General features: G+C 59.6%; 17 protein-coding genes and 2 tRNA genes. 15 read left to right on the top strand and 4 right to left on the bottom strand.

Annotated features, from left to right (window positions below):
• The first annotated feature begins 278 nt into the window (after positions 1 to 278).
• From dnaA to HCR76_RS00050, 10 genes are all read left to right on the top strand, one after another.
• Positions 279 to 1,580, top strand: coding sequence for a chromosomal replication initiator protein DnaA (dnaA, locus tag HCR76_RS00005; protein WP_434063535.1), 1,302 nt, complete (start codon positions 279 to 281; stop codon positions 1,578 to 1,580).
• Between the two features lie 373 nt (positions 1,581 to 1,953).
• On the top strand, positions 1,954 to 3,102 hold the full coding sequence (dnaN, locus tag HCR76_RS00010; protein WP_166986197.1) for a DNA polymerase III subunit beta: 1,149 nt from the start codon (positions 1,954 to 1,956) through the stop codon (positions 3,100 to 3,102).
• A gap of 34 nt (positions 3,103 to 3,136) precedes the next feature.
• A complete protein-coding gene (gene gnd / locus HCR76_RS00015) occupies positions 3,137 to 4,027 on the top strand; it encodes a phosphogluconate dehydrogenase (NAD(+)-dependent, decarboxylating) (RefSeq protein ID WP_166986194.1) in 891 nt (296 codons plus the stop codon).
• A 59-nt stretch (positions 4,028 to 4,086) separates the two neighbouring features.
• A complete protein-coding gene (gene recF / locus HCR76_RS00020; protein ID WP_166986191.1) occupies positions 4,087 to 5,247 on the top strand; it encodes a DNA replication/repair protein RecF in 1,161 nt (386 codons plus the stop codon).
• Positions 5,240 to 5,728 (top strand): DciA family protein, encoded by a 489-nt coding sequence (locus tag HCR76_RS00025; protein ID WP_166986188.1) that lies wholly within the window; start codon positions 5,240 to 5,242, stop codon positions 5,726 to 5,728. The genes recF and HCR76_RS00025 overlap by 8 nt, the downstream gene beginning before the upstream one ends.
• A gap of 120 nt (positions 5,729 to 5,848) precedes the next feature.
• On the top strand, positions 5,849 to 7,909 hold the full coding sequence (gene gyrB / locus HCR76_RS00030) for a DNA topoisomerase (ATP-hydrolyzing) subunit B (protein ID WP_166986185.1): 2,061 nt from the start codon (positions 5,849 to 5,851) through the stop codon (positions 7,907 to 7,909).
• A gap of 7 nt (positions 7,910 to 7,916) precedes the next feature.
• A complete protein-coding gene (gene gyrA / locus HCR76_RS00035; RefSeq protein WP_235934627.1) occupies positions 7,917 to 10,502 on the top strand; it encodes a DNA gyrase subunit A in 2,586 nt (861 codons plus the stop codon).
• A gap of 2 nt (positions 10,503 to 10,504) precedes the next feature.
• The gene (locus tag HCR76_RS00040; protein WP_166986179.1) at positions 10,505 to 10,909 is read left to right on the top strand and encodes a DUF3566 domain-containing protein; all 405 of its coding nucleotides are present in this window, start codon (positions 10,505 to 10,507) and stop codon (positions 10,907 to 10,909) included.
• Between the two features lie 84 nt (positions 10,910 to 10,993).
• Positions 10,994 to 11,067 (top strand) — tRNA-Ile (locus HCR76_RS00045).
• 36 nt (positions 11,068 to 11,103) lie between these two features.
• Positions 11,104 to 11,176 (top strand) — tRNA-Ala (locus tag HCR76_RS00050).
• A gap of 77 nt (positions 11,177 to 11,253) precedes the next feature.
• Here HCR76_RS00050 and HCR76_RS00055 read toward each other — a convergent pair.
• Complete coding sequence (locus HCR76_RS00055) at positions 11,254 to 11,796, bottom strand: dihydrofolate reductase family protein (RefSeq protein ID WP_166986176.1); 543 nt, start codon at positions 11,794 to 11,796, stop codon at positions 11,254 to 11,256.
• A gap of 140 nt (positions 11,797 to 11,936) precedes the next feature.
• Here HCR76_RS00055 and HCR76_RS00060 point away from each other — a divergent pair, with 140 nt between their 5' ends.
• Entirely contained in the window at positions 11,937 to 12,428 is a 492-nt protein-coding gene (locus HCR76_RS00060) for a winged helix-turn-helix transcriptional regulator (protein WP_166986173.1), read from the top strand.
• 26 nt (positions 12,429 to 12,454) lie between these two features.
• Here the strand turns inward: HCR76_RS00060 and HCR76_RS00065 are convergent, their stop codons facing one another.
• Both HCR76_RS00065 and HCR76_RS00070 read right to left on the bottom strand, forming a co-directional pair.
• Complete coding sequence (locus HCR76_RS00065; RefSeq protein ID WP_166986170.1) at positions 12,455 to 13,024, bottom strand: dihydrofolate reductase family protein; 570 nt, start codon at positions 13,022 to 13,024, stop codon at positions 12,455 to 12,457.
• A gap of 33 nt (positions 13,025 to 13,057) precedes the next feature.
• Positions 13,058 to 13,657 carry a dihydrofolate reductase family protein gene (locus tag HCR76_RS00070; RefSeq protein WP_166986167.1) on the bottom strand — a complete coding sequence of 200 codons (600 nt, stop codon included), beginning with the start codon at positions 13,655 to 13,657 and terminating at the stop codon, positions 13,058 to 13,060.
• A 149-nt stretch (positions 13,658 to 13,806) separates the two neighbouring features.
• On the opposite strand from HCR76_RS00070, the gene HCR76_RS00075 reads away from it, so the two are divergent.
• Positions 13,807 to 14,355, top strand: a complete 549-nt coding sequence (locus tag HCR76_RS00075; protein WP_166986164.1) for a putative immunity protein — start codon at positions 13,807 to 13,809, stop codon at positions 14,353 to 14,355.
• Positions 14,356 to 14,576: 221 nt separating this feature from the next.
• On the opposite strand, the gene HCR76_RS17670 is transcribed toward HCR76_RS00075, so the two are convergent.
• Positions 14,577 to 14,738 carry an SbtR family transcriptional regulator gene (locus HCR76_RS17670; RefSeq protein ID WP_350339448.1) on the bottom strand — a complete coding sequence of 54 codons (162 nt, stop codon included), beginning with the start codon at positions 14,736 to 14,738 and terminating at the stop codon, positions 14,577 to 14,579.
• A gap of 65 nt (positions 14,739 to 14,803) precedes the next feature.
• On the opposite strand from HCR76_RS17670, the gene HCR76_RS00080 reads away from it, so the two are divergent.
• From HCR76_RS00080 to HCR76_RS00090, 3 genes are all read left to right on the top strand, one after another.
• On the top strand, positions 14,804 to 15,241 hold the full coding sequence (locus HCR76_RS00080) for an anthrone oxygenase family protein (RefSeq protein ID WP_166986161.1): 438 nt from the start codon (positions 14,804 to 14,806) through the stop codon (positions 15,239 to 15,241).
• 118 nt (positions 15,242 to 15,359) lie between these two features.
• Positions 15,360 to 16,850, top strand: coding sequence for a flotillin family protein (locus HCR76_RS00085; RefSeq protein WP_166986158.1), 1,491 nt, complete (start codon positions 15,360 to 15,362; stop codon positions 16,848 to 16,850).
• A gap of 59 nt (positions 16,851 to 16,909) precedes the next feature.
• Entirely contained in the window at positions 16,910 to 17,173 is a 264-nt protein-coding gene (locus HCR76_RS00090; protein WP_166986155.1) for a hypothetical protein, read from the top strand.
• The last annotated feature ends 16 nt before the right edge of the window (positions 17,174 to 17,189 follow it).

Consider the following 17,189-nt stretch of genomic DNA (forward strand, 5'->3'; position numbering starts at 1 on the left):
TCCAACCGGAATCCCGCGGAATTTTGCCTTGGCCTCTTCCTCAGACTAGCGTGATGTGATCTAGTTATCCACAGCCCACAATTTGCACGCGTGCATTCACGGGCGCTCGGGGGTTAAATCGGTGGATAACGCTGTGGATAAGTACGGGGGAAACTATGTCTGACGAGCAGCAGGATGTTGCCGGAACCTGGCAGGTTGTGCTGGATGCACTCGCTGATGATGAACGCATCACCCCTCCACTGCAGGGATTTCTCAGCCTCGTTGTTCCTAAGGGAATCATGGGCGGAACGTTCTACCTCGAAGTGCCGAACGAGTTCACCGCCGGTCAGCTCAACGCTCGAATGCGAGCCTCCATTCTGGAGGCCTTCGCTCGCACGATCGAAGAGTCTCACGGAGCATCCACTTTTGCCGTCGTCGTCAATCCCGAGATCATCGAGCAGGAGTACGACTTTTCTGCAGAGCCACGGCGTGAGGCAGTGCGCCCAACGCAGCAGGAAGAGAAGCCTTCTTACTCGACACCAGACTCAGTGCTCCCCGCGCGGCAGAACGACACCCGACTAAATCCCAAGTATTCGTTCGACAACTTTGTTATCGGTCAGTCGAACCGATTCGCTCACGCAGCGGCTGTCGCCGTATCGGAAGCTCCGGCGAAGGCCTACAACCCACTCTTCGTCTACGGGGACTCCGGTCTCGGCAAAACACATCTCCTGCACGCAATCGGCCATTACGCCATGAATCTCTACCCCGGGATTCGCGTGCGCTATGTCTCGAGCGAAGAATTCACGAACGACTTCATCAACTCCATCGCAAACAACCGTGGCCCAGAGTTTCAGGCGCGCTATCGCAACATCGACATTCTGCTGATCGACGACATTCAGTTTCTGCAGAACAAGGCGGAAACCCAGGAAGCCTTCTTCCATACGTTCAACACCCTGCACGACCACAATAAGCAGGTGGTGATCACCAGCGACCTTCCACCGAAACACCTGACAGGATTCGAAGACCGTATGCGTTCACGCTTCGAATGGGGCCTCATTACCGACGTTCAGGTGCCCGACCTGGAAACGCGCATCGCAATTCTGCGCAAGAAGGCGCAGAGCGAGCGGCTGCAAATTCCCGATGAAGTGCTTGAGTTCATTGCCTCGAAGGTCTCGAGCAACATCCGAGAACTCGAGGGCACGCTCATACGAGTCACCGCGTTCGCGAGTCTCAATCACACCCCCGTCGACATGGCTCTCGTGCAGACCGTGCTCAAAGACATCATCACGCTCGATGAAGACAACGTGATCTCACCCGTCGACATCATCAATACAACCGCCGCGTACTTCAAACTGACTGTCGACGATCTCTATGGATCCAGTCGCTCCCAAGCCGTCGCGACATCACGGCAGATCGCCATGTATCTCTGTCGCGAACTCACCAACCTTTCGCTTCCCAAGATCGGCCAGCTCTTCGGCAATCGCGACCACACGACAGTGATGTACGCGAACAAGAAGATTGGCGACCTGATGCAGGAGCGGCGGTCGATTTACAACCAGGTGACCGAGCTCACAAGTCGCATCAAACAGGGAAACCGCTGATCCACCTGGCCTTTTGTTATCCCTTGTGGATAACTTGTGGAGAAGATCCGGAAAACTCCTCTTAACTGGGGACAAGATCGCCCTGCCTGTGAGTTGAGACGCCGTGACGGCTCCGGCTCACAACCGTGTAATTACGCGGCTCCCACACCAGTTGAACAACTCACACGCGTGTAGTTCCCATATTTCATGAGGCGTGTCGGGACTTATCCACAGTTTCCACAGCGGTTAAGCCCGTTAAGAGAATTACTTAAACAATATTTATGCGGGAACCTTGACCCATTAGAGCTCGATTCTTCGAATGACAGATTTTCTGACCCCGATGTGGGGCTAGCATGGTGTGCGACTTGTCCATCGAGTTCGACAGGGGTACCACGTGCGTTTCAGCGTCAACCGCGATGTCTTGAGCGAAGCCGTCTCATTTGCCGTCAAACTGCTCCCGCAGCGAACAACGCTGCCCATCCTCAGCGGTGTGCTGATCGAAACAACGGAATCTGGGCTGCGTCTCTCGAGCTTCGACTACGAAGTCTCGTCGCAGACCGAGATTGACGCGTCCATCGAGGAGGAGGGAACCATTCTGGTCTCCGGTCGCCTTCTCGCCGACATCGCCAGTCGACTGCCGAACGCACCGGTCAACTTCGCAACCGACGAAAACAAGATTCTCGTCACCTGCGGCTCCGCGAACTTTACATTGCTGTCAATGCCTGTTGAGGAGTACCCAACTGTTCCTCAAGTCGAAGGGCAGACAGGTCTCGTTCCGGGAGAGGAATTCGCGACATCGGTTGCTCAGGTCGCGGTTGCGGCATCCCGTGATGATGTCACCCCTGTCATTACCGGAGTACAGCTCGAGGTCAATGACAACAGCCTCGGCATGGTTGCGACCGACCGCTACCGCGTAGCCGTGCGCGAGATCGACTGGGATGGAAGCGACATCACCGGTGACGACGCGCTCACAGCGCTTGTGCCGGCTCGCACACTCCAAGAAGTCGGCAAGACGTTTGGACACAGCGGGAACATTTCGATTTCGTTCGCGAATAAGGACGATCGGGAGCTTGTCTCGTTCTCCGTTGACCGCAAAACAGTGACGTCGCTGTTGATCAAAGGTTCGTTCCCTCCTGTGCGTCGTCTGTTCCCCGAGAATGTCGACAATTACGCAGTCATCAACACCTCGGAACTCATCGAAGCCGTGCGCCGTGTCTCCCTCGTTCTCGAGCGCGAAGCTGCACTTCGTTTCTCGTTCAGCATCGATGGACTCACCATGGAAGCCATCGGCTCCGAACAGGCACAGGCGTCTGAATTGGTGGATGCGCTGCTGACAGGCGACGACATCGTTCTGTCGCTCAAGCCCTCGTTCTTGATCGACGGCCTCAATGCCGTACGCAGTGAATTTGTTCGCTTCTCGTTCACGAAGTCAGAGAACACAAACAAGCCGGGCCCGATGCTCATCACGAGCCAGTCATCGAAAGACCAACCGGGCGCCGACAGCTACAAGTACTTGCTGCAGCCGAACCTGCTGCTGCGCTGATCACACCCCTCGCGGCTGACGAAAGGCGAATGCCATGCACATCGGATTAGTTGGACTCGGTCGCATGGGGGGCAACATGCGCACGCGTCTGCGCGCCGCGGGCATCGAGGTTACGGGGTACGATCCGAATCCCGATGTGAGCGATGTGGCGAGCCTCGACGAGATGGTCGCAGCGCTGCCGACACCTCGCACGGTGTGGGTCATGGTGCCGGCAGGGAAGGTCACAGATTCGGTGATTTCCGATCTGGAGAAACGACTCGACGCGGGTGACCTCGTGATCGACGGTGGCAACAGCAAGTTTTCAGATGACTTTCGCCACGACACGATGCTCGAGAAGAAGGGCATTGACTACATCGACGCCGGCGTCTCCGGCGGCGTCTGGGGACTTGACAACGGTTACGGCCTGATGGTCGGTGGGCCAGAAGAGCAAGTTCAGCGAGTCATGCCCGTCTTTGATGCACTGCGTCCGGACGGTCCGCGCGACGAAGGTTTCGTTCATGCAGGAGAGGTCGGCGCCGGCCACTACGCGAAAATGGTGCATAACGGAATCGAGTACGCGCTCATGCAGGCGTATGCCGAAGGCTTCGAGCTGTTGGAAAAGCGCAGCGACCTTCTCAAGGATGTTCCCGGCACGTTCAAGGCATGGCAGCGGGGAACGGTCGTGCGCTCATGGCTGCTCGAGCTGCTTGTTCGCGCGTTGGACGAAGACGATGATCTGTCTGAGATCGAGGGATACGTCGAGGATTCCGGTGAAGGACGCTGGACGATCGAAGAGGCAATCGTCAACGCCGTGCCTGTTCCCACGATCTCCGCGTCGATCTTCGCTCGTTTTGTGTCACGCCAAGAGGATTCGCCCGCGATGAAAGCCGTTGCCGCGTTACGGCATCAGTTTGGCGGACACGCCGTGAAGAAGTCCGACGACTGACAGCATCCGAAACCTTGGCAACGTGAGTAACGTCATGCGCACCGCCTACGATGGAACGCGTGATCGTCACGCACCTGAACCTCAGCGATTTTCGCAACTATGCGACAGCTGATGTGACGCTTCAGCCGGGAGCTAATCTCTTTATCGGCCGCAACGGGCAAGGTAAGACGAACCTTGTCGAGTCCCTCGGATACCTTTCGACGCTGGGCTCTCATCGAGTTTCGAGTGACAAGGCATTGATTCGGGCGGGTGAGGATGCCGCGATCGTTCGCGCGAAACTTCATCACGCCGGTCGCGACATGCTCGTCGAGGTGCAAATCAACATAGCTGGTCCGAACAAGGCACAAGTGAATCGCGGCGTTATCAAGCCCAGAGAACTGCCCCGCTACTTCTCAAGCGTGCTGTTCGCACCAGAAGACCTGGGGATCGTTCGTGGCGACCCCGGAGCACGCCGCCGCTTTCTCGACGAGCTTCTTGTACTGAGAACACCGCGTCTGGCTGGAGTGCTCTCTGACTACGAGCGAACTCTCAAGCAGCGCAACACTCTGATGAAGTCCGCCCGGGCGTCGGGGTTGCGGGGAGGTCAGCTGAACACGCTCGAGGTGTGGGATGACAAGCTCATTGCATTGGGAAGCGAGATCATCGACGAGCGTCGTGCCCTCGTGGATGCCCTCCGCGAACCTCTCGCCACGGCGTATGCGCAGGTCGTTGACGACGACCACAGTCCAGGACTCGAGCCGCTGCTCTCAATTGCGGGAAGGGACGCCGACGACGACGACGCTCAGAAGCAAGCGGATGCTGCGACAGCATCCGGGAACCTGACGACGCCCGAGCGGTTTCGTGCCGCTCTCGATTCGCGTCGCCAGCAGGAACTTGAGCGCGGACTGACACTCGTGGGTCCGCACAGAGACGACGTGCTGTTTTCTCTGAACAATCTTCCGGTGAAGGGGTATGCGAGCCACGGGGAGTCGTGGTCATTCGCGCTCGCCCTGAAACTCGCTTCTGCGCAGCTTCTGCGTCGCGACTCGTATTCGGGAGACCCGGTATTGATGCTTGACGACGTGTTCGCCGAGCTCGACAAGGGGCGACGGGCGCGTCTGGCCGAGGCTGTCGCCGATTTTGAGCAGGTGCTGATCACCGCAGCGGTGATCGAAGACATTCCCGAGCAGCTCACTGCACACACAGTGCACATCACTGGGGGAACGATCGTCGATGGCTGAGAACGAGAGCGAATCCACACGCGTCTACCTGCGTTTCAAGGAGATCTTCGGCGGTCGCAAGCGAGCTCGGGGTCGGGGGAAGCGCTCCGACGACGACAACGCGTCGAGCAGACCTTTCGGCTCGGGACGCGACCCGAAAGGCATCGGCGACGTCATGAATACGCTGACGAGCCGCCTCGGTTGGGACTCAACCCTCTCGCAAGCCGAGCTGATCAACCGGTGGGCCGAGGTCGCTGGTGACAGCACGGCTGCCCATTCGGAACCCGTCGGAATCGAGGGCGGATTACTCACGGTGAAGTGCGACTCAACAGCGTGGGCAACTCAGCTGCGGTTGATGCGTGTCGAGATTCTCGGGCGCATCGCCACACGGTTTCCCGAAGCGGGCATTGAGAGCATCCGTTTTCAAGGCCCCAACGTCCCATCATTCAAACGTGGCCCTAGATCGGTTCAGGGCCGTGGTGTGCGCGATACCTACGGTTAAGGTGACAAATCTGGTGGATCTTGGTAAGAAAGGCCCTCAAACGGGCGTTCAGCGCCTTTTTCCCAGTCTCATTTGGTAGACTGAAATGTCGAATTCGCGACGGTTTGGAGCCAACTTTTTATGTCATCAGAACCGAAGAGCGGCGAGAGCACAAACGATTATGGTGCTGACGATATTCAGGTTCTTGAGGGGCTCGAAGCAGTTCGCAAAAGGCCGGGGATGTACATCGGCTCGACGGGGCCGCGCGGTCTTCACCACCTGGTGTACGAGATCGTCGACAACTCCGTTGATGAAGCGCTTGCCGGCTATTGCGACGCTATCGATATCACCATCCTCCGAGACGGTGCCGTGCGATGCGTCGACAACGGTCGCGGCATCCCCGTCGCCATTCATGAGCGTGAAGGCATCTCTACCGTCCAGCTTGTCTTGACCGTTTTGCATGCTGGTGGAAAGTTCGGTGGCGGCGGCTACGCAGTTTCTGGTGGCCTGCATGGCGTCGGCAGCTCGGTAGTGAACGCGCTTTCTGAGCAGCTCGACGTTGAGGTGAGCCGCGAGGGCAACGTTTACCGCCAGCGTTACCACAACGGTGCTCCGGACGCCCCGCTTGAGAAGGGCGAGGCAACCGATGCCACGGGCACCACGATTACGTTCTGGCCAAGCGATGACATCTTCGAGACCACCAACTTCGATTACGACACGCTGCGCACACGCTTTCAGCAGATGGCCTTCCTCAACAAGGGCCTGCGTATCAGCTTGCGTGACGAGCGGCCGAGCAGAGAGCTCGAAGATCCGAATCTCGACACGGGCGTCTTCAGCATTGCAGACGACGAGGTCGAGGGAATCGATCCTGAGGCCGAGAGCTCGGCCGAGCGCAAGATTCCGCACGAGGTCTTCTACTACGAGCGAGGACTCGTCGACTACGTCGAATTTCTCAACCGCAGCAAGCGCGGAGACCTCGTCAATGACGAGATCATCTCGTTTGAAACCGAAGACACGGAGCGCAAGATCGCGCTCGAAGTCGCAATGCAGTGGACGACGGCGTACACCGAGAGCGTGCATACCTATGCGAACACCATTAACACGCACGAGGGTGGAACCCACGAAGAAGGCTTCCGCGCCGCGCTCACCACACTGGTTAATCGATACGCTCGCGACAAGAGCATCCTGAAAGAAAAGGACGAAAACCTCTCGGGCGACGACGTTCGCGAGGGGCTCACCGCCGTCATCTCCGTGAAGCTCGCCGAACCACAGTTCGAGGGTCAGACGAAGACTAAGCTCGGCAACACCGAGGCGAAGGCATTTGTGCAGAAGGTTGTCTGGGACGAGCTCGGCGATTGGTTCGACCGCAACCCGCTTTCTGCCAAAGAGATCATTCGCAAGGCGATTCAGGCGTCAACCGCTCGCATGGCCGCACGCAAGGCCCGCGAGACAGCCCGCCGAAAGGGTCTGCTCGAGGGTGGAGGCATGCCGGGCAAGCTCAAGGACTGCCAGTCGAAAGACCCGACGGTCAGCGAGATCTTCCTTGTCGAGGGTGACTCGGCCGGTGGGTCCGCGACCCAGGGACGCAATCCTGAAACGCAGGCGATCCTTGCTCTGCGCGGCAAGGTGCTCAACGTGGAAAAGGCGCGTCTCGATCGCGCGCTCGGCAACGCCGAGATTCAGGCGATGATCACGGCGTTCGGCACGGGCATCGGCGAGGACTTCGATGACTCAAAGGCCCGGTACCACAAGATCGTGCTCATGGCGGATGCCGACGTCGACGGTCAGCACATCACCACGCTCCTTCTCACACTGGTGTTCCGCTACATGCGCCCGCTCATCGAAATGGGATACGTCTACCTTGCGCAGCCGCCGCTTTTCAGACTGAAGTGGTCGAACGCACCGCACGACTACGTGTACTCCGATGAAGAGCGCGACGCTCTGCTCGTGCACGGCCAGGCAAACGGCAAGCGCATCCCCAAAGACAACGGTATTCAGCGATACAAGGGTCTTGGCGAGATGGACTACAAGGAACTGTGGGAAACCACAATGAACCCTGAGTCGCGAACGCTGCGCCAGGTGACACTCGATGACGCAGCGTCCGCTGACGAAATTTTCTCCATTCTGATGGGCGAGGACGTCGAGTCCCGCCGCAACTTCATCCAGAAGAACGCGAAGGACGTGCGCTTCCTTGACATCTAACGACGACGTGACCCCAGAGAACGAAGCAGGCGAAGGCGAATCCTTCGGCGTCCACGGTCGCATCGACCAGGTTGACCTGCAGCTCGAAATGCAGAGGTCGTACCTCGACTACGCCATGAGCGTGATCGTCGGCCGCGCGCTTCCCGAGGTGCGTGACGGCATGAAGCCGGTTCACCGCCGCGTGATCTACGCCATGTTCGATGGCGGGTACCGGCCGGACAAGGCATTCTCGAAGTGCGCTCGTGTTGTCGGTGACGTCATGGGTAACTTCCACCCACACGGCGACACGGCGATCTACGACGCTTTGGTTCGTCTGGTTCAGCCGTGGAGCCTTCGCTACCCGCTCGCACTCGGCCAGGGAAACTTCGGTTCACCTGGCAACGACGGCGCGGCGGCCCCTCGGTACACCGAGACGAAGATGGCTCCGCTCGCACTCGAGATGGTGCGTGACATTGACGAAGACACCGTCGACTTCCAAGACAACTACGACGGCCGCACGCGCGAGCCGACGATTCTGCCATCGCGGTTCCCGAACCTGCTTGTGAACGGTTCGGTGGGTATCGCCGTCGGTATGGCGACGAACATTCCGCCGCACAACCTCCGCGAGGTCTCGTCGGGCGCTCTGTGGCACCTCGAGAACCCGGATGCTTCGCGTGAAGAGCTACTCGAGGCTCTCATGCAGCGCATCAAGGGTCCTGACTTCCCGACCGGCGCGCAGATTCTGGGCGTCAAGGGCATTCACGACGCGTACAGAACGGGTCGTGGTTCCATCACGATGAGGGCCGTCGTCAACGTTGAGGAGATTCAGGGCCGCACCTGCCTCGTCGTGACCGAGCTTCCGTACCAGGTGAACCCCGACAACCTTGCGATCAAGATTGCGGAGATGATCAAGGAGGGCCGGCTCAGCGGCATCGCCGACCTACGCGACGAAACGTCGGGCCGTACGGGTCAGCGACTCGTCATCGTCCTTAAGCGGGATGCTGTCGCCAAGGTTGTTCTGAATAACCTGTACAAGCACACGCAGCTGCAGGAGAACTTCGGCGCCAACATGCTGGCGATCGTCGACGGCGTGCCACGCACTCTTGCCCTCGACGGATTCATCACAGCCTGGGTTGCGCACCAGATCGAAGTGATCGTGCGTCGCACGCAGTACCGACTCAAGAAGGCGGAAGCTGACGCGCACATCCAGCGTGGTTATGTGAAAGCTCTCGACGCGCTTGACGAGGTTATCGCGCTCATTCGTCGGTCTCCAACCGTCGACGAAGCGCGTGAGGGTCTGATCGAGCTTCTCGACATTGATCAGCTGCAGGCGGATGCCATCTTGGCGATGCAGCTTCGCCGACTTGCTGCGCTTGAGCGCCAGAAGATCATCGACCGGCTCGTCGAGATCGAGAAAGACATTGCCGAGTACAAGTCGATCCTCGCCGATGAAGTACGTCAGCGCACCATCGTCTCTGAGGAGCTCACCGAGATCGTCGACCGTTTCGGCGATGACCGGCGCACCGAGATTCTCTTCGGATACGACGGTGACATGTCGATCGAAGACCTCATTCCTGAGGAGGAGATGGTGGTCTCCGTGACGCGTGGCGGGTACGTCAAGCGCACGCGCAGTGACAACTACCGCTCACAGCACCGTGGCGGAAAAGGCGTTCGCGGTGCGCAGCTGCGTGCCGATGACGTTGTCGAGCACTTCTTCGTGACCACCACTCACCACTGGCTACTCTTCTTCACGAACAAGGGGCGCGTGTATCGGGCGAAGACGTATGAGCTGCAGGAGGCCAGTCGTGATGCGAAGGGTCAGCACGTGGCTAACTTCCTCGCGCTGCAGCCTGATGAGGAGATCGCTCAGATTCTCGACATTCGCGACTATGAAGCCGCGGAGTACCTCGCTCTCGCCACGCGCTCGGGCCTGGTGAAGAAGACGCGTCTCACCGATTACGACACCAACCGCACCGGTGGCATTATCGCGATCAATCTGCGTGAGGGTGACGAGCTCGTTTCTGCGCTGCTGGTGAATTCCGACACTGACATCATGCTTGTGTCGCGCCAGGGAATGTCGCTGCGTTTCACGGCGACCGACGAGGCACTTCGCCCCATGGGGCGTTCGACGTCTGGTGTGAAGGGCATGTCGTTCCGTGAGGGCGATGAGCTTCTCTCGGCATCCTGGGTTCCTGATGACGGCGGCTGGTACATGTTTGTAACTACCGAAGGTGGTTATGCCAAGCGCACGCATGTGGACCAGTACCGGCTGCAGAACCGCGGTGGGCTGGGCATTAAGGTGGCGAAACTTCACGAAGATCGAGGCAATCTCGCGGGTGCTTTGATCGTCGGAGATGACGACGAAGTTTTGGTGGTTCTTGCCAGCGGCAAGGTGGTACGCTCTGCCGTGGCCGAGGTTCCTGCAAAGGGACGAGACACAATGGGAGTGGTCTTCGCGCGGTTCGCGGAGAATGACCGCATTCTTGCGTTGGCCAAGAACAGCGATAGACAGCTTGAGAATGAGGAGTCGGAAGACGACGCGGAGACTGCACAAGCGGAAGCCGTCGAGTCTGAGGGAGCTAACGCACCTGAGCCTCCGAAACAGGAAGAGTAAGAATGACAAGCGTTGCCGACAAGCTGGCTAAGAAGTCAGCGCGAAAGCCGTCGAGTAAGCAGGTGCGCCTGAAGCTCGTATATATCGACTTCTGGTCGGCACTGAAACTGTCGTTCCTGATAGCAATCGCAGTGGCCATTATCACTGTCGTGTTCTTCTTCTTGGTGTTCACCGTTCTCGACGCAACAGGTGTCTTCGATCAGGTGTCGAGTCTCTACAAAGAGGTAACCGGATCGAAGGATGGCCTCGAGACCATCATCGGTCTGGGCCGAGTGATGGGCTTTGCTCTTGTCGTGGCGATTCTGAACCTGGTGATCGTCACTGTTCTCGGGGCTCTTGCCGCTGCGTTGTACAACTTGGCAGTCAAGATTACGGGCGGACTGCTCGTCGGTTTCACGAACAACTGATCTCGACACTCCCGGCGTGCCGGAGAGCGGTTTTCGATTGGGAAATCGCGACCATTTCGGGTAATCTCGAATCTGGTCAAAAACGGGGCTATAGCTCAGGCGGTTAGAGCGCTTCGCTGATAACGAAGAGGTCCCAGGTTCAAGTCCTGGTAGCCCCACTTTGGGAGTCACGTTAAACTGATCTCTCATTTTCGGGGGCCTTAGCTCAATTGGTAGAGCGCCTGCTTTGCAAGCAGGAGGTCAGGGGTTCGATTCCCCTAGGCTCCACAATTTCAGACGTCGTCGAGGCGGAGACGCGTGTGACACCTCCTTCGACGTTGACGAACTCTGTGCGTGTCCAACGTCTAACGGAGGACGCGGTAACGGTGGTGGGATTCGCTGGCGAAAGCTGAGGTCTCGATGCGTTCGAGTTCGATGCGCTGGCCAAGACCGGCGAATAGTGAAATACCTTTGCCGAGAAGGACCGGTGCGATGTCAAGGTGCAGCTCGTCGACGAGCCCGAGTAGGAGGCACTGCCGGGAGATGCTTCCCCCAAGGAGGCTGACCCACTTGTCACCGGCCGCCTGCTTCGACAACTCGACCGCTTGTGCGATGTCCTCGACGACGAAGGTGTACTTGATGCCGTCTCGCTCGATCGGGTCGTGAGCGCTGTGGGTCATGAGAAAGACCGGTGCCATTATGGTGCCGCCGTAGGGTATCTCGCCATCCTCAATAGTCTGCGTCTTGTTCGCTCCACCGACCACAGCGCCGATGCGATCCAGGACTTTCGCGACGACGGCGTCGTCGTCGGGGCTGGAGGGACGGCCGAACATCCAGTCGAGTCCGCCGTCGGGCTCGGCGAGGAATCCGTCAACGGTCACCGTCGCGTGCACGATCACACGAGTCATCAGATTCTTCTCCCTCTAAATATGCATGTGGTGGCGGGTACGCCTCTTCACTCGCGTGCCCCTAAGCGATCCCAAAATGCAATCAGTTAGATGAGTTTAGATTAAGCAGTGGTAGAGTGCAATCACTTGTAGGAGGTTCGATGCCGAGTGCACCACGGTCGGGCTGCGCGATTAACGCCGCTGTTGAAGTCTTGGGCGATCCTTGGGCAGTGTTGGTGCTCAGGGATATCATGTTCGGCAATAGGCGCCACTTTCGCGAGTTGCTTGCTGGGTCCGAAGAGGGCATCGCCAGCAACATCCTGAGCAGCAGACTCAAACGACTGACGGAGCAGGGCCTGCTCAGCCGAGCGACGGCGCGACGCGGTCAACGTGCCCTGTACTCGCTGACGGAGGCCGGAATCCAGGTACTTCCGATCATGGTCGCGCTCGGAAACTGGGGCCTAGATCATCGCGACGGTGACAAGCGCCTGCGCGTTCGTGCCGAACTTCTCCGAGATGGAGGTCCGGCACTTATTGAGGCGATGATGGATGAGCTCCGGGAGATTCATCAGGGCATCCCGCGACCCGACCCTGACGCGCCGCGTCCGAGCGAGCAGCTCCAGACGGCCTATGCCGCCGCCGTCCGCGATTAGCGACTGGTACGGAGAGGCACGTCTCGTCATTCCGTCTGTTGCGTGGGCCGATATCTCATTGCGACCGCGCCGGACCGGAAGTCGCGGCGATCCACAAGCTCAAGGCGGACCCGCTCACTCAGCCCTGCGAGCAGCGTCGGTCCGTGTCCGGCGAGAACGGGGTGCACGACGAACTCGTACTCGTCGATTAACCCGTGATCTGCCAAAGCCAGCGGCAGTGTTACACCACCGACCCACAGGCCCTCGCCTGGCTCCTGCTTGAGTTGCCGAACCGCCTGCTCCACATCGCCCCGCAGTAGCTCTGAGTTCCAGTCGGCCACGTCCAGAGTGCTGGATACGACGTACTTCTTCGCCCGGTCAATGGCTTCGGCGAAGGGGATCTCCCAATCACCCATCCAGCCTGGCCACGCTCCCGTGGCTGGCTTTCGCCACGCCGACTCCATCATCTGGTAGGTCACCCTGCCGTAGAGCAGGGCATCGGCTCGTTCCATCTCTGCAGTCCAGTACTGCATCGATTCCTCATCCGGGGCGAGGCCCGCTTCGTGATGGCAGCATCCGTCGAGGGTGACGTTGATCGAGTATCGAAGTGGTCTCATCGTGATGCCTTCTGTGTCGCCTCGCGGCTGGCGTCAAACGTCGCGCTCAGCGTGCCGTTCGATGCGTGACGTTTGTTCTGCGCTTGGCACGGCGTATCTGAGCAGCACACCTCCGGTGTCGATCGCACGCGCCTCGACGAGCTGGAGGGGGAGGGGGGAGGCGGCCGGCTTGAACAACGGCGTGCCTTCGCCGAGTATCACGGGCGCAATGCCGATGAGGAGTTCGTCGACGAGGCCGGCTTGGAGAAGAGAGTCGGTGAGCAGAGCACTGCCGAAGACATAGATCGGCCGTTCATCTACCCGCTTGCGTCGAGAGAGCTCGTCGACAATATCAGCAGCGACCTCAGTGTTGTGCCATGTTGCCGTGGTGAGTGTTCGTGAGGCGACGAGTTTCGGCGCGGCATTCATGTACTCGGCGATCTCGGACTCGTCATCGGCGTCAGGCCAGTGGGCGGCCATTCCCTCGTAGGTGACGCGACCGAACACCAGTAGACCGAGTTCTTCACCGAACCTCAGGCTGAGTTGCCTGAGGTCTTCGCCCCAGATGTGCTCGTGGAGACGGAGATCCCACTGTTGCGCGCCCTCGAAGTAGCCATCAACAGACGCGATGTTCCAGACAACCAGTTTCCCCATGATCACGCCCTTCTGCTTGCAGTCTGCAACCTGTATCGAAATAGCGTAAATCATCGAGTTGCGAATTGCAATCACTTGTGGCCAGTGTCTGGGTTCACGTCACTTTCGCGCCAATGTCGACGAAGCAGGCGACCTGCAAGAATCGATACATGTCATCTCCACAATCACTCAGCGAAGCAGAGCGGCGTCTCGTCGCAACATGGGCGGCAGACTGCGCCGAGCGGGTACTGCCGTTGTTCACCGTTGAGGCCCCGGATGATGACCGAGCGCGCGACGGCATCACGCGTGCTCGGTCCTTCGGGCACGGAGAACGTGACACCGCCGACGAGATTCGGAACCGATTTGTCGCTGGTCGCGCGGCCCAATCGGCACGATCACCAGAGGCAATCGCGGCCGCCCGCTCAGCTGGACAGGCGTCGGGGGTTGCGCACATGGCCGCCCACGCCCTGGGGGCAGCCGCATATGCGGCGAAGGCAGCGTCGCTTTCTGCGAATGTTCAGGATGCTGCGCGCAGGGAGGAGGTTCGTTGGCAACTGGCGCACATGTCGGACGACGTTCGTGGTGCCCTTGCACGTTTGCCGCTGCTCGGGGAAAATTCGTCCGGGCCGTTGGGGCACGGTCTCCTGACATCGGGCGCGCTCGCCACGACGATTCGAGAAATTCAGCAATACATCTCATCCGACGCTACTGCTACGTAGCTGACGGCGGGCCAGGCGACCTCGAGTCGCGAAGAGACGTGTTCGACGAGCGGCTCTGGAAGCGGTGGACGCCCGATGATTTATGGTCGACTCCGAGCTTTGGCACGAACTGGTCAGGCGGGGCTCGCGTCCAGACGCTCCCAGAATCGCGAGGACAGGGTTCGGCTCGCTGCCAGTTTGCTCACGGCCGGGAGTCACTCACGCGCGGGTGCGCAGACCGTTCAGGGTGACGTCAGCAGGCGTTCGGCCTGTTGCCGCTGGTCAGGGCGTGCAGAGGTCAGAGCGATGCCTTCCAATGCGGCTCCAATGTCGGTCGGGCGGATATCTGTGCGTATCGCTCCGGCTGATGCGCAGGCGCCCATCAGCGTGCTCAGTGCGTGCAGGGTTCCCCTCGTTACTAGATAGTGCTACTATCCAGGTATGCAGTCAACAGAATGGGAGGCTCGATATGAACTGGCTTGAAATCTGCGCTGTCGTGATCGTCGGATTCGTCGGCTGTGCCGAGTTCGGGTCTGCCGTTCTGGTGCACCCCGTCATTCGGACGCTCGCGCCGGACCACCAATTGACATTCGAGAAGGGTCTTCTGAAGACGTTTGGTCGAGTGATGCCTGTCGGGATGACGATCGCAACCGTTCTAGCCGTCATCGTTGCCGTTGACTCTGCGGGCATGTGGCTCATCACTGCCGCTGTGGCGCTTGGAATTGCGCTCGTGGTCACGATCGTGGGCAACGTGCCGATCAATACCCGTACCGGACGCATCAACCAGGAGACCGCGCCAGCCGGCTTTATTGCTCTTCGGCGCCGGTGGGACGTCTTCCAACTCACGCGAGCCTCGCTTCAGCTCTTAGGCTTTGTGCTCCTGACGATCGGCGTCGTGGGAACGTAAGGATGGTTGGAAGACGTGGAAGACGTGGACGACGTATCCACAGGTCGGACGCCGCGCTATGCATCCACGGGCAACTCCGACATGATGGGAAGTGTTGCAGCAAGAGCTTGGAGGCTTCATGGAATACGCCATAGCGGGCGGCGTCTTGGTACTGGTCGGGATCATCGCGGCGATTGTCATCGTCGTTCTGATAATCGCCCTGATTATCGCGAAGATGTGGATCAAAGTCGCTCGATCGGATGAGGCGCTCGTCGTCTCGGGGAAGTCGAAGAAGAACAAAGACGAGTCATCGCTCGCCGTCATTGTGAACGGCAAGGCGCTCGTCAACCCACTGACACAACGTCACGAGATCATCTCTCTGCGCTCGCGCCAGGTTTCAATGCAGGCAGAGGCCCAATCGTATGATGGCGTCACCCTCGAGGTCGAGGCCGTCGCGATGGTCAAGATCGGTTCGACCAAGCAACTCGTGCAAAGGGCGGCCGAGCGCTTTGCGTCGCAAGACAAGGCGATCGAGCAATTCACAACCGAGCAGCTTGAGGGCGCGCTCCGTGGCATCGTGGCGACCCTCGCGGTCGTCAGCCTGATGCGCGACCGCAAGAAGTTCTCGGACCAGATCGCTGCGGACGTCTCGGGCGAGCTCGCCGATCAGGGACTGATCCTCGACTCGTTCCAGATCAAGGGGATCACCGACGATCTCGGCTACATCGCCTCGCTTGGTGCACCTGAGGTGCAGTCGAAGCGTCAGGCGGCCGAGATCGCCGCGACGAACGCCGAGCGTGCGATCCGAAAGCAGCAGATCACCAACGACGAGGCAAACCTTGTCGAGCAAACGGCGTACGACAAGAACGAGGCGGACTCCAAGGCCGAGGTCGGTCAGGCGAACGCCAGAGCCGAGCAAGCCGAAGCGCTCGCACGCGTTGAGGCTCGGCAGGACGTTCTGCAGCAGGAAGCAGAGAACAAGCAGGCCCAGCTGGATGCAGACGTGAAGCGTGTCGCCGACGCCGCCCAATACGAGAAGGAGCGCGAGGCAGACGCGAAGGCGTACACCCAGGTCAAGGCAGCCGAGGCCGAAGTGAAGATCGCCGAGAGCGAAGCCGCGGCAATTCGAGAGCGCGCCTCTGCTGAAGCAGACTCGGTGCGGCTGGCCGGTGAGGCCAAGGGTGAGGCAATCCGAGCCGAGGCCGAGGCTCTGCACGAGAACCTTGAGGGCATCATCGCCCAGCACGCTCTCGACATTCTGCCCGACCTCATGGAGCGGTTCGCTCAGGGCTACTCGCGGATTGGGACGATCAGCGTCATCGGCTCGGGTTCTGACTCGTCACCCGCCGGCAGCCAGTTCTCGGGCGAGTCGGCATCGGCGATGCGAGGTGTCTTCGAGTCCGTCAAGGAAGCGACGGGCGTCGATCTCGCGGGCGTCATTCAGGGGCGAGTCACGGGCAGCGCAATCGGTGATGCACTGCGCGAGTCGTCGGCACCATCACCCGAGCCGGAGAAGCCACGGCACGTCTCATCGCCAAGCGAAATGGCACCGGATGCCGCGAATCTCTCCGATTCTGCAACGGACAACTCGGCGGATTCCGATGGTGAGCCGCCGGTCAGCGAGAGCTGATCTCACGACAGAAAGCTGTGGGCGGGCGCAATGCGCTCGCCCACAGCTTTCTGCCGTGAGTGCTTCGCGACGTCGAGCGTTACTCTCGGCGGCCATATCGGATGCCCCTGCGCGTCGCTCTGGTGATTCTCGCGGTCTGCGCGCTTGTTGTGATCATTGAAGTGATTTTGCCTGTCGGAGGCAGCCGGCTGATTTCCTCACGGGGCTACCCTGAACTCAGTGTGGCGTGGGTTGCCGTCGTCAGCGGCGTAGCATCCGGTTTTGTTCTGCTTGCCTTCGGACTGTGGGCATTCGCGCCAGACAGATCGCAGCCCTCCGCCTGACGGCAGAGGGCTGCGA

This window comes from Paramicrobacterium chengjingii, assembly GCF_011751765.2.
GTDB lineage: Bacteria > Actinomycetota > Actinomycetes > Actinomycetales > Microbacteriaceae > Paramicrobacterium > Paramicrobacterium chengjingii.